The organism is Saccharothrix syringae (genome assembly GCF_009498035.1).
Lineage (GTDB): Bacteria > Actinomycetota > Actinomycetes > Mycobacteriales > Pseudonocardiaceae > Actinosynnema > Actinosynnema syringae.
In genome coordinates, this window is the sequence record NZ_CP034550.1 from 2,137,526 (window position 1) to 2,163,206 (window position 25,681).

A 25,681-nucleotide genomic window follows, 5' to 3' on the forward strand; every position below is an offset into this window, starting at 1 on the left:
GGGCTGCGCGGTGCCGTAATCGGTCCGTAACGCCTCGGGGTGCGGTTGAGGTCGGGGTTTTTGCGGCCGGCAAGGGGTGTGCAAGGCGGTGGCGAGGGCGGGTTCAGCGGCGTGGTGAAACTCGGCCGAACCCGGCCCGGAAGTGGGCCGCACCCGAAACCCCGGAGCCAGTCGTGACCAACCTGAACAGCCCCGTCGTGCCCTTCTCCCGCCGCCCGTCCTCCTCGTCCGAGTTGGCGACCATGCGCTTCCACGTCGACCGCCTCGCCGACCTCGTGGACCGGTTCCCGGGCACCGGTGTGGAGGACGAACCGGTGGAGGAGGTGGTCGACCGGCTCGTCCGCCAGGCCGCGCGGCGATTACCCGAGGTGTGGACCAACTACGCCACCTTCCCGCTGCCCGACGGGCTGCGGGAGTTCCAGCGGTTGCAGGCGGTGCTGCTGGACGGCAACCGGCGGGCCCGCGTGGTGGTCGCGCGGGACCTCGTCGTGGAGGACGTGTTCGGGGCGCTGCCCGACGTGGACGTCCGGGTGCACGGCTCGGCGCTGCCGACGATGACCCTGGTGGACGACCGGGTCGCGCTCGTGGCCACCGGCGGCGGCCTGGCGGTGGTGCGCGACCGGGCAGTGGTCGGCGCGGTCCGGGCGCTGTCGCGGGCCGTGTGGGAGGACGCGGTCGACCTGCGGGCGGTGCGGCGGGCGGAGCTGGCCTGGCCCGAGGGCAGCGCGTCGCGGCAGGTGCTGGAACTGCTGTGCGCCGGGTACATCGACGAGGTGGCCGCGCGGCGGATGGGGTTGTCGGTGCGCACCTACCGGCGGCACGTGGCCGACCTGATGACCGGGTTGGCCGCGCGGTCGCGGTTCCACGCCGGGGTGCTGGCCGCCCGGCTGGGGCTGGTCCGCGGTCACGCGACGGCGGCCAGCAGCGCGTCGATCGCGGCGGAGTAGGCGTGGCCGGGTGGCGTGGCGTACCCGACGACCAGGCTGGGCGGGCGCATTGCGGCGGTACGGCTGTAGGCGCTCAGCGGCTGCACGCTCACCGACGCCGCGCGCAGCCGGGCGGTCAGCTCCGCCTCCCGCGCGCCGGGCAGCTCCAGGATGGCGTGCAGGCCCGCGGCGATGCCGAGCACGCGCGCGGTCGGCACGCGTTCGGCGGTCCTGGCCGTGAACAGGTCGCGTCGCCGCCGGTAGGCGAGCCGGGCCGCCCGCAGGTGCCGGTCGTAGCCGCCGGAGGTGATCAGGTCCGCGAGCGCGAGCTGGTCGAGCGGCGGGGTCTGCCGGTCGGCGAGGCGCTTGGCGGCCACCACGTCGTCGACCAGCGCGGGCGGGCAGGCGATCCAGCCCAGCCGCACGGCCGGGCCCAGGGACTTGCTGGTGGAACCGACGTAGGCGACCCGGTCGGGCGCGTGCGGCTGCAACGCGCCCACCGGGCGGCGGTCGTAGCGGAACTCGCCGTCGTAGTCGTCCTCGACCACCCACGTGCGGCGCGACGCGAGCAGCCGGGCCCGGCGCTCCGGGGACATGCTCACCCCCAGCGGGAACTGGTGGGCCGGCGTGCACACCACCACGTCCGCGCCGCTCACCGCGTCCAGGACCATGCCGTCGCCGTCGACGGGCGCGTCGAGCACCCGCATCCGCTCGGCCAGGATCGCCACGTGGTCGGGCATCGCGGGGTCCTCCACCGCCGCCGTGCCGGCGCCGCGGCCGGCGAGGGCGCGGGCCAGCAGGTTGAGCGCCTGCGTGTAGCCGGAGCAGATCACCAGGTTGGCGGGGTCGACCCGGACGCCGCGCACCCGGGCCAGGTAGCCGGCCAGGGCGTCGCGCAGCTCCGGGCGGCCGCGCGGGTCGGCGTAGCCGAAGACCTCGGTGGGCGCCTCGCGCACGACCCGCGCCACCGCCCGCGCCCAGGCCCCGCGGGGGAACGCCGAGACGTCCGGCCGGCCGGGGAGCAGGTCGTGCCGGGGCGCGGCCTCGGCGGGACGCGGCGCGGTGCGCCCCGGCACCGGGACCGCGGCGCCGGCCACCCTGGTGCCCGCGCCGGCCGCGGCGGTCAGCCAGCCCTCCGCGACCAGCTGCGAGTACGCCTGGGTGACGGTGCCGCGGGACAGGCCGAGCCGGTCGGCCAGGTCGCGGGTGGAGGGCAGCCGGGTGCCGGTGGCCAGGCGACCGGACCGGACCGCCTCGCGCAGCGCGTGCTCGACGGCGTGCCGCAGCCCGCCGGGCCGGTCGACGTCGATGAACAGGTCGGGGGTCGGTGAACTTGGTCCATCGCCACGGGTGCTCACTTGGACCATTGTCGTGTACCAAAGGCCGCTAGCGTAAGGGCGTGACCTCGCCGACCCCCACCGGGACGCAGGCCGCGCCGGGCGCGGGGCTGCGTCGCTCGCTGATGCTGCTCATGGCCGTCGCGTGCGGCGTGGTCGTGGCCAACCTCTACTACATCCAGCCGCTGCTGCCCGACCTCGCGCGGGACTTCGGCGTCGCGCCCGGCGCGGTCGGGTCCGGCGTCGTGGTGACGCAGGTCGGCTACGCGGTCGGGCTGGTGCTGCTGGTGCCGCTGGGCGACCTGGTCGCCCAGCGGGCGCTCGTGGTCACCATGCTCGCCGCGGGCGCGGTGGCGCTGGCCGCGACGGCGCTGGCCGGCGGGCCCGCCGTGCTGCTGGCGTGCCTGGCGGTGGTGGGCCTGGCCAGCACCACCATCAACGTCCTGATCCAGCTCGCCGCCACGCTGGCCCGCCCGCAGGAGCGCGGCAAGGCCGTCGGCACGCTGATGACCGGCCTGTTCCTGGGCGTGCTGCTGGCCCGCACCGCCTCCGGGGCGCTGGGCGACGCGGCCGGGTGGCGGGCGGTCTACGCCGGCGCCGCCGTGCTGCTGGCGCTGCTGGCCGCGGTGATGCGGGTGGCGCTGCCCGACCTGCCCGCGCGGCGCGGCGCGAGCTACCCCCAACTGCTGCTGTCCGTGGTCGCGCTCGTGCGCTCGGAGCGGTTCCTGCGCCGCCGCATGGCCTTCGGGCTGCTCGGTTTCGCCTCGTTCCAGCTGCTGTGGACGTCGCTGCCGTTCCTGCTGTCGGAGGAGCCCTACGGCTACTCGTCCACCGTCATCGGCATGTTCGGCCTGATCGGCGCGGCGGGCGTGCTGTGCGCGCAGGTGTCGGGCCGGCTGCTGGACCGCGGCCTGGCGCACCCGGTGACCGGGGTGCTCGTGCTGCTGCTGGCGGTGGCCTGGGCGGCCAACGCCGCCGGCGCGACGCTGCTCGTGCCGCTGCTGGTGGGGATCGTGCTGCTCGACATCGGCGTGCAGGGCGTGCACGTGCTCAACCAGACCCGGATCTACACCTACCCCGACGCGGTCCGGTCGCGGGTGACCACCGCGTACATGACCTCCTACTTCCTGGGCGGCGCGCTGGGCGGGGGACTGGCGGTGCTGCTGGTGCAGCGCGCGGGCTGGCCGGGCGTGTGCGTCGCGGGCGGCGTGCTGGCCCTGCTGGCGGGCGCGCTGTGGGTCACCGACCGCCGGATCACCCCGGTGCTGACCTGAGGCACCACACCGAAAAGGGCGCCGGGGCGAAAGGCACCGGGACAAAAGGCATACAACAAGGAGAGAGCTGCCCACCATGCGGATCTTCGTTGCCGGCGCGACCGGCGCGATCGGCCGACGCCTCGTCCCGCTGCTGCGCGCGGCCGGGCACCAGGTGACCGGCACGACCCGGACCGAGCGGGGCGTGGCGCTGCTGCGCGACCTGGGCGCCACCGGCGTGCCGGTCGACGTGTTCGACCGCGACGCCCTGATCGCCGCGGTGGCCGCCGCCGCACCCGACGTCGTCGTGCACCAGCTCACCGCGCTGTCCGGCGGGTCTCCGGTGGACAACGCGCTCGTCCGCCGCGAGGGCACCCGCAACCTGGTGGACGCCGCCGGGGCGGCGGGCGTGCGGCGGATCGTGGCGCAGTCCATCGCGTGGGCCTACGAACCCGGTGACGCCCCGGCCGACGAGGGCACGCCGCTGGACCTGTCGGCGGGCGAGCCGCGGTCGGTGTCCGTGGGCGGCGTGCACGCCCTGGAGACCGCGGTCGCGGAGCTGGCCGAGCACGTCGTGCTGCGGTTCGGCGCGTTCTACGGGCCCGGCACCTGGTACGGCCCCGACGACCTGTTCGGCCGCAAGTTCCGGGCGGGCGAGTTCACCGCCAACGAGGGCGTCACGTCGTTCGTGCACGTCGACGACGCCGCCGCGGCCACCGTCGCCGCGCTGGACTGGCCGTCCGGTCCGGTCAACGTGGTGGACGACGAGCCCGCCACCGCCCACGAGTGGGCCCCGGTGTTCGCCGCGGCGGTGGGCGCGCCGGCGCCGCGGCGGGTCACCGGTCGGGCGCCGTGGGAGCGCGGCGCGCGCAACGCCCTGGCCCGCGGTCGCGGCTGGGAGCCGCGCTTCCCGTCGTGGCGCAAGGGTTTCGCCGAGCTGGGATGAGCACGCGGCGGTCCGGGGGCCACCCCGGACCGCCGCGGCGGGCTCAGGTGCCGTAGCGGCGCAGGACCCGGTCGGCCAGGGCTTCGGCGGCCCCGGTGTAGCCCGCCGGGTCGCACAGGGCGCGCCAGTGGTCGGCGCCCCGCTCGTGGCCGCGCTCGCGCAGCGCCGCCGCCAGCACCTCGGGCAGGCGCTCCGGCCGGTCGGCGGTCGCGGCCGTCGCCTCGGCCAGCACGGCCTTGGCCTCGGCCTTGCCCAGGACCGGCGCGAGCACCGCGCCCAGCCGCTCGGACACGATCGCCCCGCCGGTCAGCTCGGCGTTGCGCCGCATCCGCTCGGGGAACACGACCAGCTCCGAGGTCAGCGCGGCCGCGTTGCGCGCCGCGCCGCACACCAGCCGCAGCGCTTCCCGCAGCGGCTGCCACTCGGCGTGCCAGCCGCCCGCCGACCGCTCGTCCTCCACGACCGCGCACTGGTGCAGCACGGCCACCAGGCCGGGCACCTGCCGCGCCGCGGCGGCGATGGCGGTGCTGCGCACCGGGTTGCGCTTCTGCGGCATGGCCGACGACGCGCCCCGACCGGGCGCCGACCCCTCGGCGACCTCGCCGACCTCGGTGCGCGTCAGCACCGCCACGTCCACCGCGATGCGGCCGAGCGCGCCGCCGACCACCGCCAGGGCCGCGGCGACGTCGGCGACGGGCGTGCGGGTGCTGTGCCAGGGCACGTCGGGGGCCGCCAGGCCGAGTTCGGCGGCCAGCGGCCCCACCAGGTCCAGCACCCGGGCCGGGCCGAACTCGGCGTAGGCGGCCAGCGTGCCCGCCGCGCCGCCCAGGGACACCGGCAGGCCGCCGTCGAGCACCCGCTCGACCCGGTCCAGGGCGTCGAGCACCCCGGACAGCCACCCGGCGGCCTTGAGCCCGAACGTGATCGGCACCGCGTGCTGGGTCAGCGTGCGGCCCGCCATCACCGAGCCCCGGTGCGCCCGCACGTGCCCGGCCAGTGCCCCCGCGGTGCTCCGCAGGTCGTCGCGCACGCGCTCGAACGCGTTGCGCACCACCAGCATCGCGGCCGTGTCGAGCACGTCCTGGCTCGTACCGCCCAGGTGCACGTGCTCGGCGGCGGTCGGGTCGACCCGGCGCACCAGGTCGGTCAGCTGGCCGACGAACCCCACCACCGGGTTGCCGGTCTCCCGGACGCCCCGCACCAGCGCGGCCCAGTCGAACCGCTCGGGGTCGCCCGCCTCGGCGATGGCCTCCGCGGTGCCGGGCGGCACCACCCCGGCCTCGGCCTGCACCCTGGCCAGGGCGACCTCGAAGGCGATCATCGCCTCCAGCCAGGCCCGGTCGCCCAGCAGGTCGTCCGGCGCGGTGTCCGCCCAGCCGGGCGAGAGCAGGCCGGTGTCGGCGTGCATGGTGAACCTCCTCGTTCGGTCGTCGCGCGGCGGTCACACCGGCAGCCGGTCCCCGCGCCGCGCGGTCAGCGCCAGGCTCTCGCGGGCCACCGCGTCGGCATCCGCCAGGATCACCGAGTTCACGCCCGGTCGCACGCCCGCCGCCGTCGCCCAGTGCACGCCCTCGGTCGGCACGCCGAACGCGAACCGCCTGGGGTGCGCGCGCCACGAGCGGTCCAGCAGCCGGTAGGGCCGCCCGGTCACCGCCAGGCCGCCGAACTCGCGACCGGCGCCGTCGCGGTCGGCCACCCGGTACGGCGTGCCGTCGCCGCGGTCCAGCAGCCGCCGCAGCAGCGGGTTGGTGGTGCGGCGCACGTCGGTGTCGGGCAGCCGGGCCTCCAGCAGCACCCGCGCCCGGTGCACCGCGCCGCGCACGAGGGGGCTGTGCGCCTCGAACCCGAGCCCGTCGTCGCGGACGCGCACGACCATCCCCGGCCCCACGGCGGTGAGCACGCCCGCTTCCAGCAGCGCCGCCATCTCCTCGATGCGGCGCGCGGGCGGGCCGATGGACAGGAACGCGTTGAACGGGGTGTACCAGCCCTGGAGGTCGGCGCGGTAGGAGTCGCCGGCGAGGCCGCCGTGGTCGACCACCAGGCGGATCTCGTTGCGCAGGTCCCGCAGCACGTCCAGCGCCGCCTTGAGCGGGCCGCGCACGTTGCCCAGCCGGGCCTGCCGCACGTCCTCGCGCAGGTACCCCACCAGCCACCGGCGGAAGTGGTCGGGCCCGGTGAACCGGGTGTCGCGGTGGGGCCGGGCCACCAGGTCCCAGTCCCAGCGCGCGGTGATCCCGTGCTCGTCCAGCAGCGCCTCCTCGGCGGCCCGGTCGCCCGCGACCCGGGCGAACCGGTCGGTGAACCGGGCGCCGTCGCCGGTGCGGGCCCCGACCAGCGCCGCGTAGTACACCGCCCGCACCTCGCGGTCGATCCACGGCCACAGGTCGGCGCGGAAGTCCAGCGGCTCGCCGCGGTCGGCGCGCAGGCGCAGCGCGGCGAGCCGGTCGGGGACGAGGAACAGCGGGGTGTGCCGCCCGAACGCGCCCTTCTGGTTCTCGCCCCGCGCGTGGTGTGGCACGCCCCGGCGCGACCCCGCGACCAGGCGGGGTTCCGCTCCCGAGGCGCGGTAGCGCAGCCACCCGTCGTCGCCGCGCTCGAAGCGGCCACCGCGCCCGGAGGTCAGCAGCGCGAGGTGGTCGAAGAAGTTCAGGCCCAGGCCGCGCAGCAGCACGGTGTCGTGCGGCGCCACGTCGCCCAGGTCGACCTCGGCCGGGCTCGCGGGCGGCAGGTGGCGCAGGCCGCGGGCGTCGGCGAGCGCGCCGAACCGCCGCGCCCCGGGTTCCGGCAGGTGGTCCAGGTGCCCGAGGGTCAGCACGACCGCGGCCAGCCCGGGTATCCGCCGGCCGCCGGCGAGCACCACCGTCTGCGGGCCGTCCGGCTCGTCCTCCAGCACGTCCACCGCCAGGTCGCCGTGGCGCACCACGGTGACGTTGGGCGGTGCGGTGCGCTCCAGGTGCTCGCGCACCCACACCAGGTAGTGGCCGTAGAAGGCGCGGGTGGGGTAGGTGTCGGGGCCGAGCCGGGCGGCCTCGGCGCGGACGTGGTCGGGCGGGCCGGTGATCCGGCCGGCGGCGACCGCGCGCGCCCAGTCGTGCAGGCCCGGCCCGGGCACCACCGGGCCCGCGCACTCCACGCTGTCGTCGAGGAACAGCGTCACCTGGGAGGCGACGGTGTTCATCAGCAGGTGCGGCGACTGGTCGGTGCGCCACACCCGGCCGCCCACCTCCAGGTGCGGGTCGACCAGGTGCAGGCGCAGTGGCGGGTCGGTGGCGTCGGTGTTGGCGCACAGCCGTTCCACCACCGACAGACCTCGGGGGCCCAGGCCGACCACGCAGACCTCGCGGACGTCGTCGGCCGGGTGCACGATCGCGGAGTTCATCACGGTGCCGTTCTCGGTCGGTGCGGACGGGGACGGGGGCGCGTGAACGGGGTCAGACGACGTCGAAGTCGATGGTGACGCGCTCGCTCAGCGGTGTGGCCAGGCACGCCAGGGCGTAGCCCGCGGCCCGCTCCCGCTCGTCCAGCGCCAGTGAACCGGGCATGCGCACCTCGCCCTCCACCACGCGGACGCGGCAGGTGCCGCAGACACCGGTGCGGCACGAGTAGGGCAGTTCCGGGCGGGCGGTGAGCGCGGCGTCCAGCAGGGCGGTGCCCGCGTCGGTGTCGACCCGGGTGCTGCGGCCGTCCAGGCGCACGGTCAGCGCCCGGTCGCCGCCGGTGGTGGCGGGCGGGGGCGCCGGTGCGGCGTGGAACAGCTCGGCGTGCACCGCCTCGGCGGGCACGCCGCGTCCGGCGAGTGCGCGCCGCACCCGGTCCACGACGCCGGCGGGGCCGCAGGTGAACCACTCGTCGACCTGGTGCGGCGGCAGCAGGGTGGTGAGCAGCCCGTCGAGCGCCGCGTCGTCCAGGTGCGTGGCCGCCAGGCCCACGTCGAGGCGTTCGCGGGAGAACAGCCTGGTCAGCGCGAAGCGGGCGGGGTAGCGGTCCTTGAGGTCGGCCAGCTGCTCGGCGAACATCGTCGAGTCGGCGGTGCGGTTGGCCAGCACCGCGGTGAACGTGCTGCCGGGTTCGGCGGCCAGTGCCGCGGTGGCCAGCGCGAGCACGGGGGTGACGCCGGAGCCTGCCACGACGGCGGCGTAGCGCCTGCTGCGCGCCGGGTCCGGCGAGGTGGTGAACGCGCCCAGCGGCGGCATGGCGTGCACCGTCGCGCCCGGCACGAGGGCGCTCGCCGCGTGTCCGGAGTAGACACCGCCGGGCAGCAGCCGGATGCCGATGCGCAGCGTGCCCCGTCCGGTCAGCTCGTCGGGCGGCGAGCACAGCGAGTAGGAGCGGCGGACCTCCGCGCCGTCGACGGTGGCGCGCACCGCCAGGTGCTGGCCCGGGGTGAAGGAGAACAGCTCCCGCAGCGGGGTCGGTACGCGCAGGGTGATCGCCAGCGAGGCGCCGTCGGCCGAGGCGGTGTCGCGGTCGACCACGGTCAGCGGGTGGAACCGGGTCCGCGCGGCGGCGGTGGCGCGGTTCATCAGAACTCCTTGAAGTGGTCGAAGGTCTCGCGGCAGTCCGCGCAGCGGCGCAGGGACTTGCAGGCGGTGGAGCCGAAGCGGGCGATCTCCTCGGTGGCGGTGCCGTCGCACCGCGGGCAGCGGGTGACGGGCCGCGGCAGCGCCAGCGGCACCGCCCCGGCGCGCCGGGCGGGTGGCGAGATGCCCGCTTCGCGCAGCTTGCGCCGGGCGTCGTCGGTCAGCCAGTCCGTCGTCCACGGCGGCGACCAGGACGTGACGACCTCGACGTCGGCGAACCCGGCGTCGCGCACCGCCGCGGCGACGCCGGCGCGGATCGCGTCCATCGCCGGGCAACCCAGGTAGGTGGGGGTGAGCGTGACCGTGACGCGGTCGGCACGGACCTCGACGTCGCGCAGCACGCCCAGTTCCGCGATCGACAGCACGGGCAGCTCCGGGTCGGGCACCGAGCCGGCCGCGGCGCGTGCCCGCGCTTCCGCCTCCGGCGCGCTCACCAGCGGACCCCGGGGTGCGCGCGGTGCAGGACCTGCATCTCGCCGACGAGGTAGCCGAACGCCTCGGTGTGCGCGCCCGCCCGGCCGCCCGCGGGCGCCCAGCCGTCCTCGGGGCGGCGCAGGGTCGCCTCGGCCAGCACCGCCCCGATCCGCCGCGACCAGTCGGGGCGCAGGGCGGCCGGGTCGACCGCGGAGGCGGCGGCGCGGGTCACCTCGTCGGGGGTGAACAGCTCGTGGGTGTAGGGCCACACCTCGTCCACGGCCGCCTGCATCCGGCGGTGCGACTCGTCGGTGCCGTCGCCCAGGCGCACCGCCCACAGCGCGGCGTGCTCGACGTGGTAGGCGGTCTCCTTGACCGCCTTGGCGGCGATCCCGGCCAGCACCGGGTGCGCGACCGCCGACAGGGCCCGGTAGAGCAGGTTCTGGTAGGCGGCGAAGAACAGCAGCTTGGCCGTGGTGACCGCGAAGTCGCCGTTGTCCAGCTCCACCAGCAGCGCGTTGCCGAACTCCGACTCGTCGCGCAGGTAGGCCAGGTCGTCCTCGTCGCGGCCCGCGCCCTCCTCCTGCCCCGCCAGGGCGAGCAGCGCCCGCGCCTGCCCGAGCAGGTCGGCGGCGATGTTGGCCAGCGCCACGTCCTCCTCCAACTCGGGTGCCCTGGTGCACCACTGGACGAGCCGCTGGGCGGCGATGAGCGCGTCGTCACCCAGCCGCAGCACGTACCGCGCGTCGGCGTTCACAGGTGGCGCACCCCCTCGGGCAGCTCGAAGAAGCCGGGGTGGCGGTAGACCTTGTCCGCCGCCGGGTCGAAGAACGGGTCCCGCTCGTCGGGGCTGGAGGCCACCACCGCCGCCGAGGGCACCACCCAGATCGACACGCCCTCGCCGCGCCGGGTGTAGAGGTCGCGGGCGTGCTGCAACGCCATCCGCGCGTCCGCGGCGTGCAGGCTGCCCGCGTGCAGGTGCCCCAGGCCGCGCTTCGCGCGGACGAACACCTCCCACAGCGGCCACTGCGACCTCTCGCTCACCACTGCTCCTCCTCCCGGTGCTTGGCCGCGTACGCGGCGGCGGCTTCGCGCACCCACGCGCCGTCCTCGTGGGCCCGCCTGCGGTGGGCCACCCGCTGCCGGTTGCACGGGCCGTCGCCGGCCACCACGCGCCGCAGCTCCTCGAAGTCGGGCGGGGTGAAGTCGTGGTGCCCGCGCCCGGCGTTCCACCGCAGCGCCGGGTCGGGCAGCGTCACGCCCAGCGCCTCGGCCTGCGGCACGCACACGTCGACGAACCGCTGGCGCAGCTCGTCGTTGGTGTGGCGCTTGATGCGCCAGCGCATCGACCGCTCGGAGTGGGTGGACTGCGCGTGCGGCGGCCCGAACATCGCCAGGGCGGGCCACCACCAGCGGTCGACCGCCTCCTGCGCCATCCGCCGCTGCGCCGCGGAACCGCGGGTGAGCACCCACAGCGCGGCGAAGCCCTGCCGGTGGTGGAAGGACTCCTCCTTGCACACCCGCACCATCGCCCGCGCGTAAGGCCCGTAGGACGACCGGCACAGCGGCACCTGGTTGACGATCGCCGCGCCGTCGGTCAGCCACGCCAGCGCGCCCGCGTCCGCCCACGTCGGCGTCGGGTAGTTGATGAACGACAGGTACTTCTGCCTGCCCTCGTGCAGCGCCCGGAACAGCTCCTCGCGGTCCACGCCCAGCGTCTCCACCGCCGAGTACAGGTAGAGCCCGTGCCCGGCCTCGTCCTGGACCTTGGCCAGCAGGATCGACTTGCGGGCCAGGCTGGGCGCGCGGGTGAGCCAGTTGGCCTCCGGCTGCATCCCCACCACCTCGGAGTGCGCGTGCTGCGACATCTGCCGCACCAGGGCCCGGCGGTAGTCCTCGGGCATCCAGTCGCGCGGCTCGATCTTCTCGTCGGCGTCGATGACCGCCTCGAAGCGCGCCAGCAGCTCCTCCGCCGAGCCGCCGCGCGGCTCCAGCGGTGCCCGCCCGCCGGCGCGGGCACCGGCCTCGGCGGCGCGCACCTCGTCCAGCAGCTCTGCGGACCCCGGTGGCTCCGGTGCCTCGAAACCTCGGTAGCGCAAGGTGTTCCCCTCACCGCGAAGTGACCGCCCCACGGTAGGAACGCGGCGGCCGGCGGTCCGCCCGGCTTGGCAGCAATCTGCCGCGGCCGGGCGGGGGTGACAGGAACGTGCCCGCACGGCCCGCAACGGCGCGGGCCGGCCGCGATGCTCGGTCGCACACAGCTCCCGGCACGAGGGAAGCCCACCCATGAACGAGGTACCGACCTTCTGCATCGGCGAGATGTTCGACCAGGCGGCGGCCGCGCACGGCGCGGCGACGATCGTCCTGGACGCGCCGCTGCAGTTCGCGCCCGAGGACGGCACGACGTTGACCCTGGCGCGCGTCGCCGAGCACGTGCGCACCCTGTCGGCCCGGCTCAAGGCCGCCGGCGTGCGCCGCGGCGACCGCGTGGCGCTCTACAAGACCGACAACTTCGACATCGCCCTGCTGGCAGCCTCGGTGCAGCGCCTCGGCGCGGTGCCCGCGCTGCTGTCGCCCGCGCTGGGCGCCGAGGTCGTGGCGGCCCTGCTGGAACGCCTGGAGCGGCCGTGGCTGCTCACCGACCGCGCCAAGCTCGACGCCTCCGGGTTGGACACCTCCGGTGCCCGCGCGGTGCTGCTGTCGGCGGGCGAGGGGACCGGCGACTGGTCGCCGCTGGCGCGGTTCGACGGCCCGGTCGGGCCACCGACGCCGCCGGACCGGTTCGACCCGGCGCTGATCACCCACACCTCGGGGACCACCGGCCTGCCGAAGCTGGTCGTGCAGACCCCCGACGCCCTGGGCGAGCGGCTGCGCCCGCAGAAGGTCGTGGCCCGCCGCACCTGGCGGCACGAGCGGGTCGCGCTGTGCATGAGCTTCGTGCACGCCCGCTTCTACAGCGCCCTGTACCTGGGCCTGTCCTACGGCAACACCCTGGTCGTCGCGGTCGACCCGGACCCGGACCGGATCGGGCCGCTGTTCACCCGCACCCGGCCCGGCGCGGTGGAGACCCAGCCCAACACGTTCGTCGACTGGGAGGCGCTGGCCGACGCGCCGGGCGCGCCGCTGTCGAGCGTGCGCTACTACAGCGCCACCTTCGACGCCATGCACCCGCGCACGATCCGCGTGCTGCTGGGCGCGTCGCGGCGCAGGCGGCCGTACTTCGTCCAGCTCTACGGCCAGACCGAGACCGGGCCGGTGACCGCGAACCTCTACAGCGCGCGCGGCGCCCACCGGGCCGACGGGCGGTGCGTGGGCTGGGCGTTCCCCGGCGTGGTCAGGCTGCGCGTCGTCGGCGACGACGGCCGGGAGGCGCCCGCGGGCCGCGTCGGGCACATCGAGGTCAAGAGCCGCACCCGGGCCATCACCTACCTCGGCGAGGACGACCGGTTCCGCGCGCAGCTCACCGACGGCTGGTGGCGGATGGGCGACCTGGGCTCGAAGGACCGCTGGGGCCGGGTGAGGCTCTACGACCGCGAGGTCGACCGGGTCGACGACGTGGACAGCAACCTGCGGGTCGAGGACGAGCTGATGTCGCGCCTGCCGGAGCTGCGCGAGGTGGTGATCGTGGCGGGCGAGGGCGGCCGGGCGCTGCCGGTGGTGTGCACCCGCGGCGACGTCGAGCTGGACCCGGGGCGCTGGTCGCGGGCGACCGCCGACCTGCCGCCGATGGCGCCGCCGCGCCGCATCCCGTTCGACCGCGTGCCGCGCACGGCCACCTGGAAGGTCCGCCGCCCGGAGCTGGTGCGCTCGCTGCGGGACGGCGTCTATGACTAGCCCGTCGGTGACCGGGACGTCGGCGACCGGCTCGTCCACGACCGGCTCGTCCACGACCGGCTCGTCCACGACCGGCTCGTCCACGACCGGCTCGTCCACGACCGGCTCGTCCACGACCGGCCCGTCCACGACCGGCCCGTCCACGACCGGCGAGGTCCCGCGCGGCGACCTGGAGAACCGCCTCGGCCTGACCGTCGCCGAGGCCGGCCCCCGGCGGGTGGTCGGCTCGCTGCCCGTGGCGGGCAACACCCAGCCGTTCGGCGTGCTGCACGGCGGCGCGTCCTGCGTGCTGGCCGAAACCCTCGCCTCGGTCGGCGCGTGCCTGCACTTCGCCGCCGACGGCGGCACGGCGGTGGGCACCGAGATCAACGCCACCCACCACCGGCCCGCCACCGCCGGCCTGGTCCGGGGCGTGGCCACCGCCGTCCACCTGGGGCGCGGCCACGCCACCTACGAGGTCGTCATCACCGACGAGCGCGGCAAACGCGTCTGCACGGCGCGGATGACCTGCGTCCGCGTCCCGGCCTGACACATCCCGGAGCTGCCATGCGACCGCTCACGCCCTCCGCGCACATCGACACCTTCGCCCGCGACCGCCTGCCACCGCCGCGGGAGTGGCCGGTGCTGGACCTCGCGGGGCTGCACCACCCCGACCGCCTCAACGCGGCGGTGGAGCTGCTGGACACCACCATCGCCCGGTGGGGCGCGGACCGTCCTTGCCTGCGCGCCGGCGACGGCACGACCCTGACCTACGGGCAGGTGCGCGAGCGGGTCGACCGGATCGCGCACGCCCTGGTGGACGACCTGGGCGTGGTGCCGGGCAACCGGGTGCTGCTGCGGGGCCCGAACAACCCGGCGCTGGTGCTGTGCTGGCTCGCGGCGCTCAAGGCCGGTGCCGTGGTGGTGACCACGATGCCGCTGCTGCGGCGGCACGAGCTGCGCACCGTCGGCCGCGACGCGGCGGTGCGCCTGGCGCTGTGCGACCCCCGGTTCACCGAGGACCTGCTCGCCGCCGGGGTCGACGGACTGCGGGTGGTGACCTTCGGCGACGACACCGCCGAGCTGGAGGGGTTGGCGCGGGCCAAGCCGGCGGAGTTCGCCGCGGTGCCCACCGCCGCCGACGACGTGGCGCTGATCGCGTTCACCTCCGGCACGTCCGGGCAGCCCAAGGCCACCGCGCACTTCCACCGCGACGTGCTGGCCATCGCCGACACGTTCTCCGCGCACGTGCTGCGGCCCACGCCCGACGACGTGTTCGCCGGGAGCCCGCCGCTGGCGTTCACCTACGGGCTGGGCGGCATGGTGGTGTTCCCGCTGCGCGCCGGCGCCTGCTCGGTGCTGCTGGAGCGCGCCGGGCCCGAGGAGCTGTTCGGCGCGGTGGCCCGGCTGGGCGTGACGGTGCTGTTCACCGCGCCCACCGCCTACCGCGCGGTGCTGCCCTCGATCGACCGCCACGACCTGCGGGGGCTGCGGCGGTGCGTGTCGGCGGGCGAGGCGCTGCCCGCCGACACCTGGCACCGCTTCCACGACGCCACCGGCCTGCGGATCGTCGACGGGATCGGCGCGACGGAGATGCTGCACATCTTCATCTCCGCGGCCGAGGACGACATCCGCCCCGGCGCGACCGGCAGGCCGGTGCCCGGCTACACCGCCGTCGTGGTCGACGACGACGGCCTGCCGGTGCCCGACGGGGTGCCGGGCCGGCTCGCGGTGCGCGGGCCGACGGGCTGCCGCTACCTGGCCGACCCGCGGCAGCGCGAGTACGTGCGCGACGGCTGGAACATCACCGGCGACACCTACGTGCGCGACTCGGACGGCTACTTCTGGTACCAGGCCCGCTCCGACGACATGATCGTCTCCGCCGGCTACAACATCGCCGCGCCGGAGGTGGAGAACGCGTTGCTGCGCCACCCGGCGGTGGCCGAGTGCGCGGTGGTCGGCGCGCCCGACCCGGACCGCGGCGCGGTGGTGAAGGCGTACGTGGTGCCGGCCGCGGGCACGGTGCCGTCGCCCGGCCTGGTGGGGGAGTTGCAGGACTTCGCCAAGCGGGAGATCGCGCCCTACAAGTACCCGCGGGTGGTCGAGTTCGTGGACCGGTTGCCGCGCACCGGCACCGGCAAGCTGCAACGCGCGCTCCTCCCCGAACGGCGGACCGACGCCGCTCGCCCGGCCGTGGGTTCGGGCACCGCGCGGGCCGGCACCGCCTGACCCGCCGCCCGACGAACTACTCCCGAGGAGAACGGATGTCCCTGCTCGACCTGGTCCAGTCGCCCGGCTCCGCGCAGCGGTGGCCCACCCGCGCCGGGGTCGCCGTCACCCGCACCACCGAGTGGGCCGCGGGCGCGGCGGCGACGCGGGCCCGCCTGGAGGACGCGCTCGACCACCGGCGCGGGATGCTGCTGTTCCGGGGCGACGACCGCGCGGTGGGCTACGTGGACCCGCCGGTGGAGGTCGTGGTCCGCTCCGGGTGGGTGGCGGTCACCGCGCTCAACGACCGCGGCCTGGTGCTGCTCGACCCGCTGCGGCGGGCGCTGCGCGAGGTGCTGCGCGACCTGCGGGACGACGAGCACGGGTTCCACGGCATCGCGCCGCGCCCGGCGCCCGGTTTCGCCGAGGAGGACCGCACCCGCCACGCCGGGGTGTTCCGGGCCGTGCGGGCGCTGACCGCGGCGCTGGCGTCGCCGCGGGACCCGGTGCTGGGCCTGTACGGCGCGTTCGGCTACGACCTGCTGTTCCAGGTGGAGCCGGTGGAGCTGCGGCAGCCGCGCGACCCGATGGACCGCGACCTGGTGCTGCACCTGCCCGACGAGGTGCTGGACTTCGACTTCGGGCGCGACCGCGTGGCGCTGCACCGCTACGAGTTCACCACCGCCGGCGCCTCCACCGAGGGCCTGCCGCGCGGCACGTCCTCGGCGCCGTTCGTGCCGGCCACGCCGGTCGCGCCGCGCGACCACGAGCCCGGCGAGTACGCGGCGGTGGTGCGCGAGGCGATGCCCCGGTTCGCCGCGGGCGAGCTGTTCGAGGTGGTGCCCAGCCAGGTGTTCCGGCGGTCGTGCCCGCACCCGCCCGCGGAGCTGTTCCGCAGGCTGCGCGACCGCAACCCCGCGCCGCACAGCCTGCTGGCCAACCTGGGCGAGGGCGAGCACCTGGTGGGCGCGTCGCCGGAAATGTTCGTGCGGGTCCACCGCGGCGAGCGCGGCCTGGTGGTGGAGTCCTCGCCGATCAGCGGCACGATCGCGCGGGGCCGGGACGCCCTGGAGGACGCCGCGCGGGTGCGCGAACTCCTCGACTCGGCCAAGGACGAGACCGAGCTGACCATGTGCACCGACGTGGACCGCAACGACAAGGCGCGGGTGTGCGTGCCGGGCACGGTGCGGGTGACCGCGCGGCGGCGCATCGAGACGTACTCGACGCTGATCCACACCGTGGACCGGGTCGAGGGCGTGCTGAGGCCCGGCCTGGACGCCCTGGACGGGTTCCTGGCGCACCTGTGGGCGGTGACCGTGACCGGGGCGCCCAAGCTGGCCGCGGTGGAGTTCGTGGAGCGCCACGAGCGCTCGCCGCGCCGCTGGTACGGCGGCGCGGTGGGCCGGGTCGGCTTCGACGGCGGCCTGGACACGGTGCTGACGCTGCGCACCATCCAGGTGCGCCACGGCGTGGCGATCGTGCGGGCCGGCGCGACGCTGCTGCACGACTCGGTGCCGGAGGCCGAGGAGGCGGAGACGGAGCTGAAGGCCAGGGCGCTGCTGGACGTGCTCGACGACCTGCCCCGCCGCCCGGTGGTCGCGGCGGCGCCGCGCGGCGGGCGGGACCGGCGGGTGCTGCTGGTCGACCACCGCGACTCGTTCGTGCACAACCTCGCCGACTACCTGCGGCAGACCGGCGCGGAGGTGGTGACCTACCGGGCCGGCGCGCACCTGGGTCCGCTCGCCGAGCAGCCGCCGGACCTGGTGGTGCTCTCACCTGGGCCGGGGCGCCCGGACGACTTCGACGTGGCGGGCACCCTGGCGGAGGCCCGGCGGCTGGGCGTGCCGGTGTTCGGGGTGTGCCTGGGGCTGCAGGGCGTCGTGGAGCACCTGGGCGGGTCGCTGGGCGTGCTGGACCGGCCGGTGCACGGCAAGTCGTCGCGGGTGCGGGTGCTCGACGCGGGCAGCCCGCTGTTCCGCGGCGTGCCCGACGGGTTCCGGGTCGGCCGCTACCACTCGCTGCACGCGGTGGCCCTGCCGCCGGGGCTGCGGGTCACGGCGGCCTCCGACGACGGCGTGGTGATGGCCGTGGAGCACCGGGAGCTGCCGTGGGCGGCGGTGCAGTTCCACCCCGAGTCGATCCTGACGTGGGACGGCGGGGCGGGGCACGCGGTGATCGCCAACGCGGTGGCGTCGCTGGCCGGGCGGGGGGCGGGGCGGTGATCGCCACCGAGGCGCCGGCCGTCCTGGACTCCTGGCGCGGCCTGCCCGCCGCGCAGCAGCCGCCGTGGCCCGACGAGGGCGCGTTGCGGGAGGCGGTGGCGTGGCTGTCGGTCGCGCCGCCGCTGGTGACCGCCGAGGAGACCGACCGGTTGACCTCGCTGCTGGGCCGGGCGGCGCGCGGCGAGGCGTTCGTCCTCCAGGGCGGCGACTGCGCCGAGCGGTTCGACCACGTCACGCCGGAGCGGGTGGCCGGCAGGCTGGGGACGCTGGCGCGGATGGCGGAGGTGCTGGAGGCGGCGGCGGGCGTGCCGGTGGTGCGGGTGGGCCGCATCGCCGGGCAGTTCGCCAAGCCGCGCTCGGCGCCGGCGGAGACCCGCGACGGCGTGTCGCTGCCGTCCTACCGGGGCGACATCGTCAACGGGGCGGAGTTCACCGGCGCGGCCCGGACGCCCGACCCGTGGCGGATGGTGCGGGCCCACCGGGCGTCGGCGGCGACGCTGGAGCTGGTGCGCGCCTCGGGTGTGCCGGTGCACACCAGCCACGAGGCGCTGCTGCTGGAGTACGAGGGCGCGTTGACCCGCCGCCGGGCGGGCGGCTGGTACGACACCTCGGCGCACCTGCTGTGGATCGGGGAGCGCACCCGGGACCCGGGCGGGGCGCACGTGGAGTTCGCGGCGCGGATCGCCAACCCGGTCGCGGTGAAGCTGGGGCCGGCGGCCACCGCGCGGGAGGTGCTGGAGCTGGCGGACCGGCTCAACCCGTGGCGGGTGCCCGGCCGGTTGTCGTTCATCGCGCGGATGGGCGCGGACCGGGTGCGCGAGGCGCTGCCGCCGCTGGTGCGGGCGGTGGCGGCGAGCGGCGTGCCGGTGGTGTGGCTGTGCGACCCCATGCACGGCAACACGGAGACCGCGCCCAGCGGGCACAAGACGCGCCCGGTGGCGCGGGTGCTCGCGGAGGTGGCGGGGTTCTTCGAGGTGCACCGGGCGGCGGGCACCCGTCCCGGCGGCCTGCACCTGGAGATGACCGGTGACGACGTGACCGAGTGCGTGGGCGGCGCGGTGTCGGAGCGGGACCTGCCGCTGCGCTACGAGTCGGCGTGCGACCCGCGGTTGAACCGGGAGCAGTCGCTGGAGGTGGCCGCGTACGGGGCGGGGCTGCTGCGCGGCTGACCGTCCCCGTAGGCCGGGTCGGGGTCGGCGGGGACGGGGTCCGGGTCGAGCCGGGCGTGCTGGATGGCGTCGCGCAGCTCGCGCAGCGACCAGCAGGGTTGCAGCCGCATCTCCGCCCACAGCGCCGCGCGGGTGCGCTCGTAGACCTTCAGGGCCTCGGCGCGGCGGTGCGCCCGGTGCAGCGCGCGCATGAGCTGCGCGGCGAACGCCTCGTGCATGGGGTTCTCCGCCACGACCGGGTGCAGGGCGCAGATGACCTCGTCGTTGCGGTGCAGCGCGAGGTTGGCGGTGGCGGCCAGGCCGACGCACTCCAGCCGCAGGGTCTCCGCCCAGTCGGCGAAGCGGGTGACGACCGGGCCGCCGGACACCTCGCCCAGCGGCTGGCCGGGGCACAGCGCGAGCGCGCGCCCGACGTGCCCGACGACGTCCTCGTGGGCGTCGGCCCTGGCCAGGGCGCGTGCCCGGTCGAGCAGGCCGAGCAGCTCCAGCACGTCCAGCTCGTCGTCGCCCAGGGCCAGCAGGTAGCCGGTGTTGCGGGTGACCACGGCGTTGTCGGCGCCGAGGTCGGCGAGCACCTTGCGCAGCCGGGACACGTGCACGTGCAGGGCGGCGGTGACCCGCCGGGGCGGGGAGCCGCCCCAGATCTCGGTGATGAGCTCGTCGGTGCTGACCACTTGGTCGTGCCGGATGAGCAGGGCGGCCAGCAGGACCTGCGCCTTGCGGGTCGGGAGCGCGCCGACCACCCCGTGCGCGCGCACGAGGGGCGACGGTCCGAGGACTTCGTACCTCACGCGCCCCCCGCCGGGGCGATTGGTGGTCATGTCCACCACTTGTACCCGGCACGTCGGAGCGGCGCAGGGAGCCCGCCCGGTGGGATTGCTACTCGACGTCCCCGTTCTGCTCCGACCATGCGGGACGTTGATCCGTCCGGATCAGGTCGAGGGCGATTTCGACCGAATTCGCCACCTGTTCGTGAGCGTGGCGCGACACCGGGTCACCTGCTTGAACCCGTATAGGCGTATGGCATGTCTGCGGACTGACGAAGGGTGACGGTCGTCAAGCGGATTTGTCCTCCGAGAGGGGGAGCGGACGGGACTATGCGCAATCGCGACGAAAAGGACGCGGAATTCGTTGTCCGGTCACTCGGGCCTCGGCCTGGGCGCCCACGCGATCAGGTTCGCGAAGATCCCGCCGAGGACGAGGAGGCCCAGCACGCCGCCCGCCACCAGGTGCGCCTGGTCGTTGTCGGCCAGGGCGGCGGCGACCACCCGGCCGTCCGCCAGGTCGTAGCGGACCGCCACGCGCTCGCCGGGGTGCCGGGCCGGTCCGTTCTCGGACAGGGTCGCGACCTGGCGCGTGCCGTCGGGGAGCGGGTACTCGACCTCGACCGAGTAGCTCCTGCCCGACCGCAGCCGCTCCCGCACGGTCCCCTCGGCACTGGGCCAGGACCGCTGCTCGGCCGACGACCGGAGCACGAGCACCAGCCCGGCGACCGCGCCGGCCAGCACGATCCCGGCCACGACCCGGCCCGGCCGGGACTTCAGCGATTTCGCCACCACGCCTCCTTCGCACACGTCATCGCCGCCGGGTGCCCGGGTGTGACAGGCCGGTCGACGCGCGGCCGGTGCTAAAGGAACCGCCCGCACATTTAGCGGCTCGGGCGCGTTGACGGCCTGAACGGCCCGTGGCTACATTGACGTGCCGATCGAGATTGATCGGTTTAAGTGTCGAAAGTTTCGACCGCCGGTGGGTGCCCACCGCGGTCGCATCCCGATGACGACGCGCCGGGAGTCCCGCGATCCCCGGCCGCGCGGGGGCCCACTTGCCCAGGCGCCCCCGTGCGGCCGGTCCCGACACCGATGTCAGGAGACGACACGATGCCAGCACCAGCAGGACGCGCTCGCCACGTCCTCGCCGCGACGGCGGTCGCCGTCGCGGGCGCGCTCGCCGTCGGCACGGCGGTCGCCGCGCCCTCCCCGGCGGAAGCCGGGTCGACCCTCGGGCGGCTCGCCGCCGCCAAGGGCCGCTACTTCGGCTCGGCGACGGACAACCCGACGTTGGACAACGCCCCCTACACCGCGGTGCTGGGCAGCGAGTTCAACCAGATCACCGTCGGCAACACCCAGAAGTGGCAGTACACCGAGCCCAGCCGCGGGCAGTTCGACTTCACCCAGGCCGACCGGATCGTCGCCTTCGCCCAGGCGCACGACCAGGTCGTGCGCGGCCACACGCTGGTGTGGCACAACCAGTTGCCCGACTGGGTCAACGACGTGCCCGCCGGCGAACTGCTCGGCGTGGTGCGCAACCACATCTCCGCCGTGGCCGGCCACTACCGGGGCCAGGTCGTGCACTGGGACGTGGTCAACGAGGCGTTCGAGGAGGACGGCACCCGGCGGCAGACGGTGTTCCAGCAGAAGATCGGCGACGGCTACATCGCCGAGGCGTTCAAGGCCGCCCGCGCCGCCGACCCGCACGCCAAGCTGTACTACAACGACTACAACATCGACGGCATCGGCGCCAAGAGCGACGCCGTGTACGAGATGGTGAAGTCGTTCAAGCGGCAGGGCATCCCCATCGACGGCGTCGGCCTCCAGGCCCACCTGATCCTCGGCCAGGTGCCGAGCACGGTGGAGCAGAACATCCGGCGCTTCGCCGAACTCGGCGTCGACGTCGCCATCACCGAGCTCGACATCCGGATGCGCACGCCGCGCGACGCCGCCAAGGACGCCCAGCAGGCGCAGGACTACCGGGCCGTCGTCAACGCCTGCCTGGCCGTGACCCGCTGCGTCGGCATCACCGTCTGGGACTTCTCCGACGGCTACTCCTGGATCCCCTCGGTCTTCCCGGGCGAGGGCGCCGCCCTGATCTACGACGAGAACTTCGCCAAGAAGCCCGCCTACTGGGCGGTCTACGAAGCCCTCGGCGGCACCGTCACCACCGACCCGCCCGCCGGCTGCGCCGCCACCTACCGCGTGACCGCCCAGTGGCACGGCGGCTTCCAGGCGGAGGTCACCGTCCGCAACACCGGCACCACCGCCACCACCGGCTGGACGGTCCGCTGGACCCTCGCCCAGGGACAGGCCGTGCGCAGCCTGTGGAACGGCGTGCTCGCCACCAACGGCCAGGAGGCGACCGTGCGCAACGCCCCCTACAACGGCCGGCTCGCCGTCGGCGCCGCCACCACGTTCGGCTTCATCGGCAGCTCCACCGGCACCAACCCCGTGCCCGCCGTCACCTGCGCCACGGCCTGACCGGAGACCGCGGTGGGGCGTGATCGGCCGATCACGCCCCACCCTTCCGGCGGCGGGGCGCGGCCGAGCGGGGCGGTGTCGAGCGCATGTGGTCGCGCACCGGTGCCAGCAGGGCGGCGAGGGTCCTGACGTCGTCGCGCGAGAGCGGTTCGAAGAGCAGGCCGCTGACCACCTCGACGTGGCCGGGCAGCACCCGCGCGAGCAGCGCGCGGCCGGCGTCGGTGATGGTGACGGTGGTGCTCCGCTCGTCGTCCGGCGAGGGCGCGCGCACGACCAGGCCCGCCTTCTCGAGCAGGCTCGCCTGGTAGGTCAGGCCGCTGCGGCTGTAGACGACGCCGTCGGCGAGGTCGGTCATCCGGTGGCTGCCGGTGGGGGAGTCCCCGAGCCGGGCCAGCAGTTGGAACTGCACGTAGCTGAGGTCGCCGGCCTCCTTGAGCTGCTGCTCGACCGCGTGCCGGAGCAGGCTGGTCACCTCGACGAGGGCGAAGTAGGCGCCGAGCTGCACGGGGTCGAGCGAGGGCGGGGAGTCGGGCATGGCGCAAGTCTACTGCTTCGAATTCGAAGGAGTGGTGTCGCACGTCACTTTGCTTCGAATTCAAAGCACCAGTAGCGTGATCGGCAGATGCTTCGAGTTCGAAGCAAACCCGATCCGAGCGAAGGTGTGACCCCCGATGAAGGCAGTGCGCTTCCACGAGTACGGCGACCCCGACGTCCTGCGCCACGAGGACGTGGAGCAGCCGGTCCCCGGCCCCGGGCAGGTCCGCGTCCGCGTCGCCGCGACCTCGTTCAACCCCGTCGACGGCAACATCCGCGCCGGCTTCATGCGCGGCCCCATCCCGGTGGTGCTGCCGCACACCCCCGGCCTCGACGTCGCCGGCACGGTCGACGCGCTCGGCGAGGGCGTGACCGGCGTCGCCGTCGGTGACGAGGTCGTCGGCTTCCTGCCGATGGGCGAGGACGGCGCGGCCGCCGAGTACGCCATCGCGCCGGCCGAGGTGCTGGCGCCGGCGCCCAAGGGCATCCCGCTGCCCGACGCCGCCGCGCTGCCGCTGGTGGGCCTCACCGCGTGGCAGGCGCTCTTCGACCACGCCGGGCTGACGGCCGGGCAACGCGTCCTGGTCAACGGCGCCGGCGGGGCGGTCGGCGGGTACGCCGTGCAGCTCGCCAAGCACGCGGGTGCCCACGTGATCGCCACGGCCGGCCCGCGCAGCCGCGAGGCGGTCGAGTCGGCCGGTGCCGACGAGGTGGTCGACCACACCACCACCGGGGTGACCGGGGCGGTGACCGAACCGGTCGACGTCGTGCTCAACCTCGCGCCGGTCGACCCGGCGGAGCTGGTCGCGCTGGTCACCCTGGTCCGCCCGGGCGGTGTCCTGGTGAACACGACGGTGTGGATGCCCGCGCCCGGCGACGAGGAGCGCAAAGTGCGCGGCATCGACCTCTTCGTCCGCAGCGACGCCGACCAGCTGTCGCGGCTGGTGGCGCTGGTCGACCGCGGCGAGCTGCGCGTGGACGTCGCCGAGCGGGTGCCGCTGGCCGAGCTGCCGGAGGTGCACGCCCGGGCCGCCGCGGGCTCGCTGCGCGGCAAGGTCGTCGTCCTGCCCGCCTGAAACCCCGCCTCACCGGTGCAGGGGCACCGCCGGGGTGGCGGGGCTCCCGCCGGTCGCCTGGCGCAGCAGCGCGAGCGCCGCCGCGGACGGCGAGCCCGGCGCGGTCGTGCACACGATCAGCGACTGGCCGGGGGAGCGGGCGATGGACAGCGTCTGCTGCGTCACGGTCAGCGCGCCCACGACGGGGTGGCGCAGCTCGTGGGTCGCGGCCTCGCACGGCGTCACCCGGTGGTCGGCCCACAGGGCGACGAACTCCGGGCTCCTCATGGTCAGCTCCCCGACCAGCTCCGCGAGCAGCCGGTCCCCGGGGTGCCTGCCCACGGCGATCCGCAGGTTGCCCACGACCGCCCGCGCCTTGCGCCGCCAGTCCGGGTACAGCTCCCGGAAGTGCGGGTCCAGGAACAGCAGCCGGCTCATGTTCGGGCGCCTCGCCGGGTCGCCGGGGCCGTCGGGTGCCAGGTGCCCGGCCAGCAGGGCGTGCCCGAGCGCGTTCCACGCCAGGACGTCCGTGCGCCGGCCGAGGACGAGCGCGGGGGCGTCGTCCAGCACCCGCAGCAGCTCGCGGGTCTCGTCGGCGACCTTCTCCGGCCGGGGGCGGTGGGGCCGGGGCGCCCGGCGGGCGGCGTCGGCGAGCCGGTGGAGGTGGTCGCGCTCGTGGTCGTCCAGGGCCAGGGCCCTGGCGACGGCGTCGAGCACCTCGGCCGACGCCCCTCGGGAAGTCCCCTGTTCGAGCCGGGTGTAGTAGGAGGCGCTGACGCCCGCGAGCTGGGCGATCTCCTCGCGGCGCAGCCCGGCGACCCGCCGCCGCGGGCCGACCAGGCCCAGGCCGACGTCCTCCGGGCGCAGCCGCGCCCGCCGTGCCCGCAGGAAGTCCCCGAGCGGTCCAGGTCCGTCCACCCCGCCAGTATTCGGCCGCCGCGGTCGGGTCAGCCACACCCCGCGAGGGCTAGGACCGGGCGGGGCTGGTCCGTCGCGCCGGTCCCGCCGCAGGCTCGGGAGCGATCCCGTGCCGAGACGTGAGGACCGCGATGCCCGACCAGATCACCCTGGGGGACGTCACCGTCACCCGCATCCCCGAGTACTGCGGCCCGGTGGGGATGACCCCGGCCGAGTTCTTCCCCGACAGCCCGGGGGCGTCCTGGGCGGCCAACCGGGACTGGCTGGCCCCCGACTTCTGGGACCCCCGGACCGACGGGTGCCGCTCGGCGGTCCAGACGTGGCTGCTGCGCAGCGAGGGCCGCACGATCCTCGTCGACACCGGTGTCGGCAAGCACAAGGAGCGGCCCTACGCCCCGGTCTGGAGCCGGCTCGACACCGGGTTCCTCGACACCCTGGAGGCCGCCGGGGTGCGGCCCGAGGAGGTCGACGTCGTGGTCAACACCCACCTGCACCTCGACCACGTCGGCTGGAACACCCGCCTGGACGGCCGCACCTGGGTCCCGACCTTCCCCAACGCGACCTACCTGGTGCCCCGCCGGGACTTCGACTTCTGGGACCCGGCGGGCGGGCACCCGTCCCGCCTCGGCCGCGGCAACCAGAACGTCTTCGAGGACAGCGTCGCCCCCGTGCACGAGGCCGGCCTGACCCTGCTGTGGGACGACTCCCACCGCATCGACGCCAACCTGCGGCTGGAGCTCGCGCCCGGCCACACGCCGGGGTCGTCGGTGCTGCGGCTGGAGTCGGGCGGTGACCGGGCGCTGTTCGTCGGCGACCTCGTGCACACCGCCCTGCAGGTCGTCGAGCCGGACACCAACTCGTGCTTCTGCGAGGACCCCGCCGCCGCCCGCGCCACCCGCCGCAGGCTGCTCGGCGAGGCGGCCGACCGCACCGCCCTCGTCTTCCCCGCGCACTTCGGCGGTCACGGCGCCGTCCAGGTCAAGCGCGCCGGCACCGGGTTCGCCATCGAGGGGTGGGCGGGCTTCCCGCGCCTCGCCTCCGCATCGTGAAGGAGA

23 protein-coding genes are annotated in these 25,681 nt (G+C 75.7%); 11 read left to right on the top strand and 12 right to left on the bottom strand.

All coding sequences use genetic code 11. The features are described from left to right. The first annotated feature begins 173 nt into the window (after positions 1-173). Complete coding sequence (locus EKG83_RS10145) at positions 174-947, top strand: helix-turn-helix transcriptional regulator (protein ID WP_051766903.1); 774 nt, start codon at positions 174-176, stop codon at positions 945-947. Here EKG83_RS10145 and pdxR read toward each other — a convergent pair. Next, on the bottom strand, positions 905-2,293 hold the full coding sequence (pdxR, locus tag EKG83_RS10150; protein ID WP_051766902.1) for a MocR-like pyridoxine biosynthesis transcription factor PdxR: 1,389 nt from the start codon (positions 2,291-2,293) through the stop codon (positions 905-907). The genes EKG83_RS10145 and pdxR overlap by 43 nt on opposite strands. A gap of 32 nt (positions 2,294-2,325) precedes the next feature. Between pdxR and EKG83_RS10155 the strand changes: the two genes are divergently transcribed. After that, complete coding sequence (locus tag EKG83_RS10155; RefSeq protein WP_051766901.1) at positions 2,326-3,537, top strand: MFS transporter; 1,212 nt, start codon at positions 2,326-2,328, stop codon at positions 3,535-3,537. 76 nt (positions 3,538-3,613) lie between these two features. Then, positions 3,614-4,462 carry an NAD-dependent epimerase/dehydratase family protein gene (locus tag EKG83_RS10160; protein ID WP_033435185.1) on the top strand — a complete coding sequence of 283 codons (849 nt, stop codon included), beginning with the start codon at positions 3,614-3,616 and terminating at the stop codon, positions 4,460-4,462. Positions 4,463-4,505: 43 nt separating this feature from the next. Here the strand turns inward: EKG83_RS10160 and pcaB are convergent, their stop codons facing one another. From pcaB to paaA, 7 genes are read right to left on the bottom strand one after another with little or no spacing between them, the layout of a single operon-like run. Next, on the bottom strand, positions 4,506-5,870 hold the full coding sequence (gene pcaB / locus EKG83_RS10165) for a 3-carboxy-cis,cis-muconate cycloisomerase (RefSeq protein ID WP_033435184.1): 1,365 nt from the start codon (positions 5,868-5,870) through the stop codon (positions 4,506-4,508). 33 nt (positions 5,871-5,903) lie between these two features. Further along, positions 5,904-7,841, bottom strand: a complete 1,938-nt coding sequence (locus tag EKG83_RS10170; protein ID WP_051766900.1) for an FAD/NAD(P)-binding protein — start codon at positions 7,839-7,841, stop codon at positions 5,904-5,906. A 52-nt stretch (positions 7,842-7,893) separates the two neighbouring features. After that, positions 7,894-8,985, bottom strand: a complete 1,092-nt coding sequence (locus EKG83_RS10175) for a 2Fe-2S iron-sulfur cluster-binding protein (protein WP_033435183.1) — start codon at positions 8,983-8,985, stop codon at positions 7,894-7,896. Continuing rightward, a complete protein-coding gene (gene paaD, locus EKG83_RS10180) occupies positions 8,985-9,476 on the bottom strand; it encodes a 1,2-phenylacetyl-CoA epoxidase subunit PaaD (RefSeq protein WP_033435182.1) in 492 nt (163 codons plus the stop codon). The genes EKG83_RS10175 and paaD overlap by 1 nt, the downstream gene beginning before the upstream one ends. Further along, positions 9,473-10,213, bottom strand: a complete 741-nt coding sequence (gene paaC / locus EKG83_RS10185) for a 1,2-phenylacetyl-CoA epoxidase subunit PaaC (protein WP_033435181.1) — start codon at positions 10,211-10,213, stop codon at positions 9,473-9,475. The genes paaD and paaC overlap by 4 nt, the downstream gene beginning before the upstream one ends. Continuing rightward, positions 10,210-10,500, bottom strand: coding sequence for a 1,2-phenylacetyl-CoA epoxidase subunit PaaB (gene paaB / locus EKG83_RS10190; protein ID WP_033435225.1), 291 nt, complete (start codon positions 10,498-10,500; stop codon positions 10,210-10,212). Before paaB ends, paaC begins: the two co-directional genes overlap by 4 nt. After that, positions 10,497-11,420 (bottom strand): 1,2-phenylacetyl-CoA epoxidase subunit PaaA, encoded by a 924-nt coding sequence (gene paaA, locus EKG83_RS10195; protein ID WP_228122848.1) that lies wholly within the window; start codon positions 11,418-11,420, stop codon positions 10,497-10,499. The genes paaB and paaA overlap by 4 nt, the downstream gene beginning before the upstream one ends. Before the next feature lie 322 nt (positions 11,421-11,742). On the opposite strand from paaA, the gene EKG83_RS10200 reads away from it, so the two are divergent. Genes EKG83_RS10200 through EKG83_RS10220 form a run of 5 tightly spaced genes read left to right on the top strand, consistent with a single transcriptional unit; the run spans position 11,743 to position 18,868 of the window. Continuing rightward, entirely contained in the window at positions 11,743-13,290 is a 1,548-nt protein-coding gene (locus EKG83_RS10200) for a class I adenylate-forming enzyme family protein (RefSeq protein ID WP_033435180.1), read from the top strand. Then, positions 13,283-13,819 carry a hotdog fold thioesterase gene (locus tag EKG83_RS10205; RefSeq protein ID WP_153277988.1) on the top strand — a complete coding sequence of 179 codons (537 nt, stop codon included), beginning with the start codon at positions 13,283-13,285 and terminating at the stop codon, positions 13,817-13,819. The genes EKG83_RS10200 and EKG83_RS10205 overlap by 8 nt, the downstream gene beginning before the upstream one ends. 17 nt (positions 13,820-13,836) lie before the next feature. Next, on the top strand, positions 13,837-15,498 hold the full coding sequence (locus EKG83_RS10210) for an AMP-binding protein (protein ID WP_033435179.1): 1,662 nt from the start codon (positions 13,837-13,839) through the stop codon (positions 15,496-15,498). Between the two features lie 35 nt (positions 15,499-15,533). Continuing rightward, positions 15,534-17,699: an anthranilate synthase component I gene (locus tag EKG83_RS10215; protein WP_033435178.1), complete on the top strand. Its 2,166-nt coding sequence runs from the start codon at positions 15,534-15,536 to the stop codon at positions 17,697-17,699. After that, a complete protein-coding gene (locus EKG83_RS10220; protein ID WP_170191959.1) occupies positions 17,696-18,868 on the top strand; it encodes a 3-deoxy-7-phosphoheptulonate synthase in 1,173 nt (390 codons plus the stop codon). Before EKG83_RS10215 ends, EKG83_RS10220 begins: the two co-directional genes overlap by 4 nt. Here EKG83_RS10220 and EKG83_RS10225 read toward each other — a convergent pair. Then, a complete protein-coding gene (locus EKG83_RS10225; RefSeq protein ID WP_170191958.1) occupies positions 18,784-19,659 on the bottom strand; it encodes an AfsR/SARP family transcriptional regulator in 876 nt (291 codons plus the stop codon). The two genes, EKG83_RS10220 and EKG83_RS10225, sit on opposite strands and share 85 nt — an antisense overlap. Positions 19,660-20,007: 348 nt before the next feature. Continuing rightward, positions 20,008-20,424 carry a DUF3592 domain-containing protein gene (locus EKG83_RS10230; RefSeq protein ID WP_170191957.1) on the bottom strand — a complete coding sequence of 139 codons (417 nt, stop codon included), beginning with the start codon at positions 20,422-20,424 and terminating at the stop codon, positions 20,008-20,010. Between the two features lie 321 nt (positions 20,425-20,745). On the opposite strand from EKG83_RS10230, the gene EKG83_RS10235 reads away from it, so the two are divergent. Beyond that, positions 20,746-22,119, top strand: coding sequence for an endo-1,4-beta-xylanase (locus EKG83_RS10235; RefSeq protein ID WP_033435176.1), 1,374 nt, complete (start codon positions 20,746-20,748; stop codon positions 22,117-22,119). Between the two features lie 31 nt (positions 22,120-22,150). On the opposite strand, the gene EKG83_RS10240 is transcribed toward EKG83_RS10235, so the two are convergent. Further along, entirely contained in the window at positions 22,151-22,654 is a 504-nt protein-coding gene (locus tag EKG83_RS10240) for a MarR family winged helix-turn-helix transcriptional regulator (RefSeq protein ID WP_033435175.1), read from the bottom strand. 136 nt (positions 22,655-22,790) lie between these two features. On the opposite strand from EKG83_RS10240, the gene EKG83_RS10245 reads away from it, so the two are divergent. Continuing rightward, positions 22,791-23,729, top strand: a complete 939-nt coding sequence (locus EKG83_RS10245) for an NADP-dependent oxidoreductase (protein WP_033435174.1) — start codon at positions 22,791-22,793, stop codon at positions 23,727-23,729. 9 nt (positions 23,730-23,738) lie between these two features. Here the strand turns inward: EKG83_RS10245 and EKG83_RS10250 are convergent, their stop codons facing one another. Next, positions 23,739-24,626 carry a helix-turn-helix transcriptional regulator gene (locus EKG83_RS10250; protein WP_051766898.1) on the bottom strand — a complete coding sequence of 296 codons (888 nt, stop codon included), beginning with the start codon at positions 24,624-24,626 and terminating at the stop codon, positions 23,739-23,741. 131 nt (positions 24,627-24,757) lie between these two features. Between EKG83_RS10250 and EKG83_RS10255 the strand changes: the two genes are divergently transcribed. Next, a complete protein-coding gene (locus tag EKG83_RS10255; RefSeq protein WP_033435173.1) occupies positions 24,758-25,675 on the top strand; it encodes an MBL fold metallo-hydrolase in 918 nt (305 codons plus the stop codon). The last annotated feature ends 6 nt before the right edge of the window (positions 25,676-25,681 follow it).

Coding starts and splice junctions, on each gene's coding strand:
- pdxR (WP_051766902.1), bottom strand. CDS start 2,293: ATGGTCCAAGTGAGCACCCGTGGCGATGGACCAAGTTCACCGACCCCC.
- EKG83_RS10160 (WP_033435185.1), top strand. CDS start 3,614: ATGCGGATCTTCGTTGCCGGCGCGACCGGCGCGATCGGCCGACGCCTC.
- pcaB (WP_033435184.1), bottom strand. CDS start 5,870: ATGCACGCCGACACCGGCCTGCTCTCGCCCGGCTGGGCGGACACCGCG.
- EKG83_RS10170 (WP_051766900.1), bottom strand. CDS start 7,841: ATGAACTCCGCGATCGTGCACCCGGCCGACGACGTCCGCGAGGTCTGC.
- EKG83_RS10175 (WP_033435183.1), bottom strand. CDS start 8,985: ATGAACCGCGCCACCGCCGCCGCGCGGACCCGGTTCCACCCGCTGACC.
- EKG83_RS10200 (WP_033435180.1), top strand. CDS start 11,743: ATGAACGAGGTACCGACCTTCTGCATCGGCGAGATGTTCGACCAGGCG.
- EKG83_RS10205 (WP_153277988.1), top strand. CDS start 13,283: ATGACTAGCCCGTCGGTGACCGGGACGTCGGCGACCGGCTCGTCCACG.
- EKG83_RS10210 (WP_033435179.1), top strand. CDS start 13,837: ATGCGACCGCTCACGCCCTCCGCGCACATCGACACCTTCGCCCGCGAC.
- EKG83_RS10215 (WP_033435178.1), top strand. CDS start 15,534: ATGTCCCTGCTCGACCTGGTCCAGTCGCCCGGCTCCGCGCAGCGGTGG.
- EKG83_RS10235 (WP_033435176.1), top strand. CDS start 20,746: ATGCCAGCACCAGCAGGACGCGCTCGCCACGTCCTCGCCGCGACGGCG.
- EKG83_RS10240 (WP_033435175.1), bottom strand. CDS start 22,654: ATGCCCGACTCCCCGCCCTCGCTCGACCCCGTGCAGCTCGGCGCCTAC.
- EKG83_RS10245 (WP_033435174.1), top strand. CDS start 22,791: ATGAAGGCAGTGCGCTTCCACGAGTACGGCGACCCCGACGTCCTGCGC.
- EKG83_RS10255 (WP_033435173.1), top strand. CDS start 24,758: ATGCCCGACCAGATCACCCTGGGGGACGTCACCGTCACCCGCATCCCC.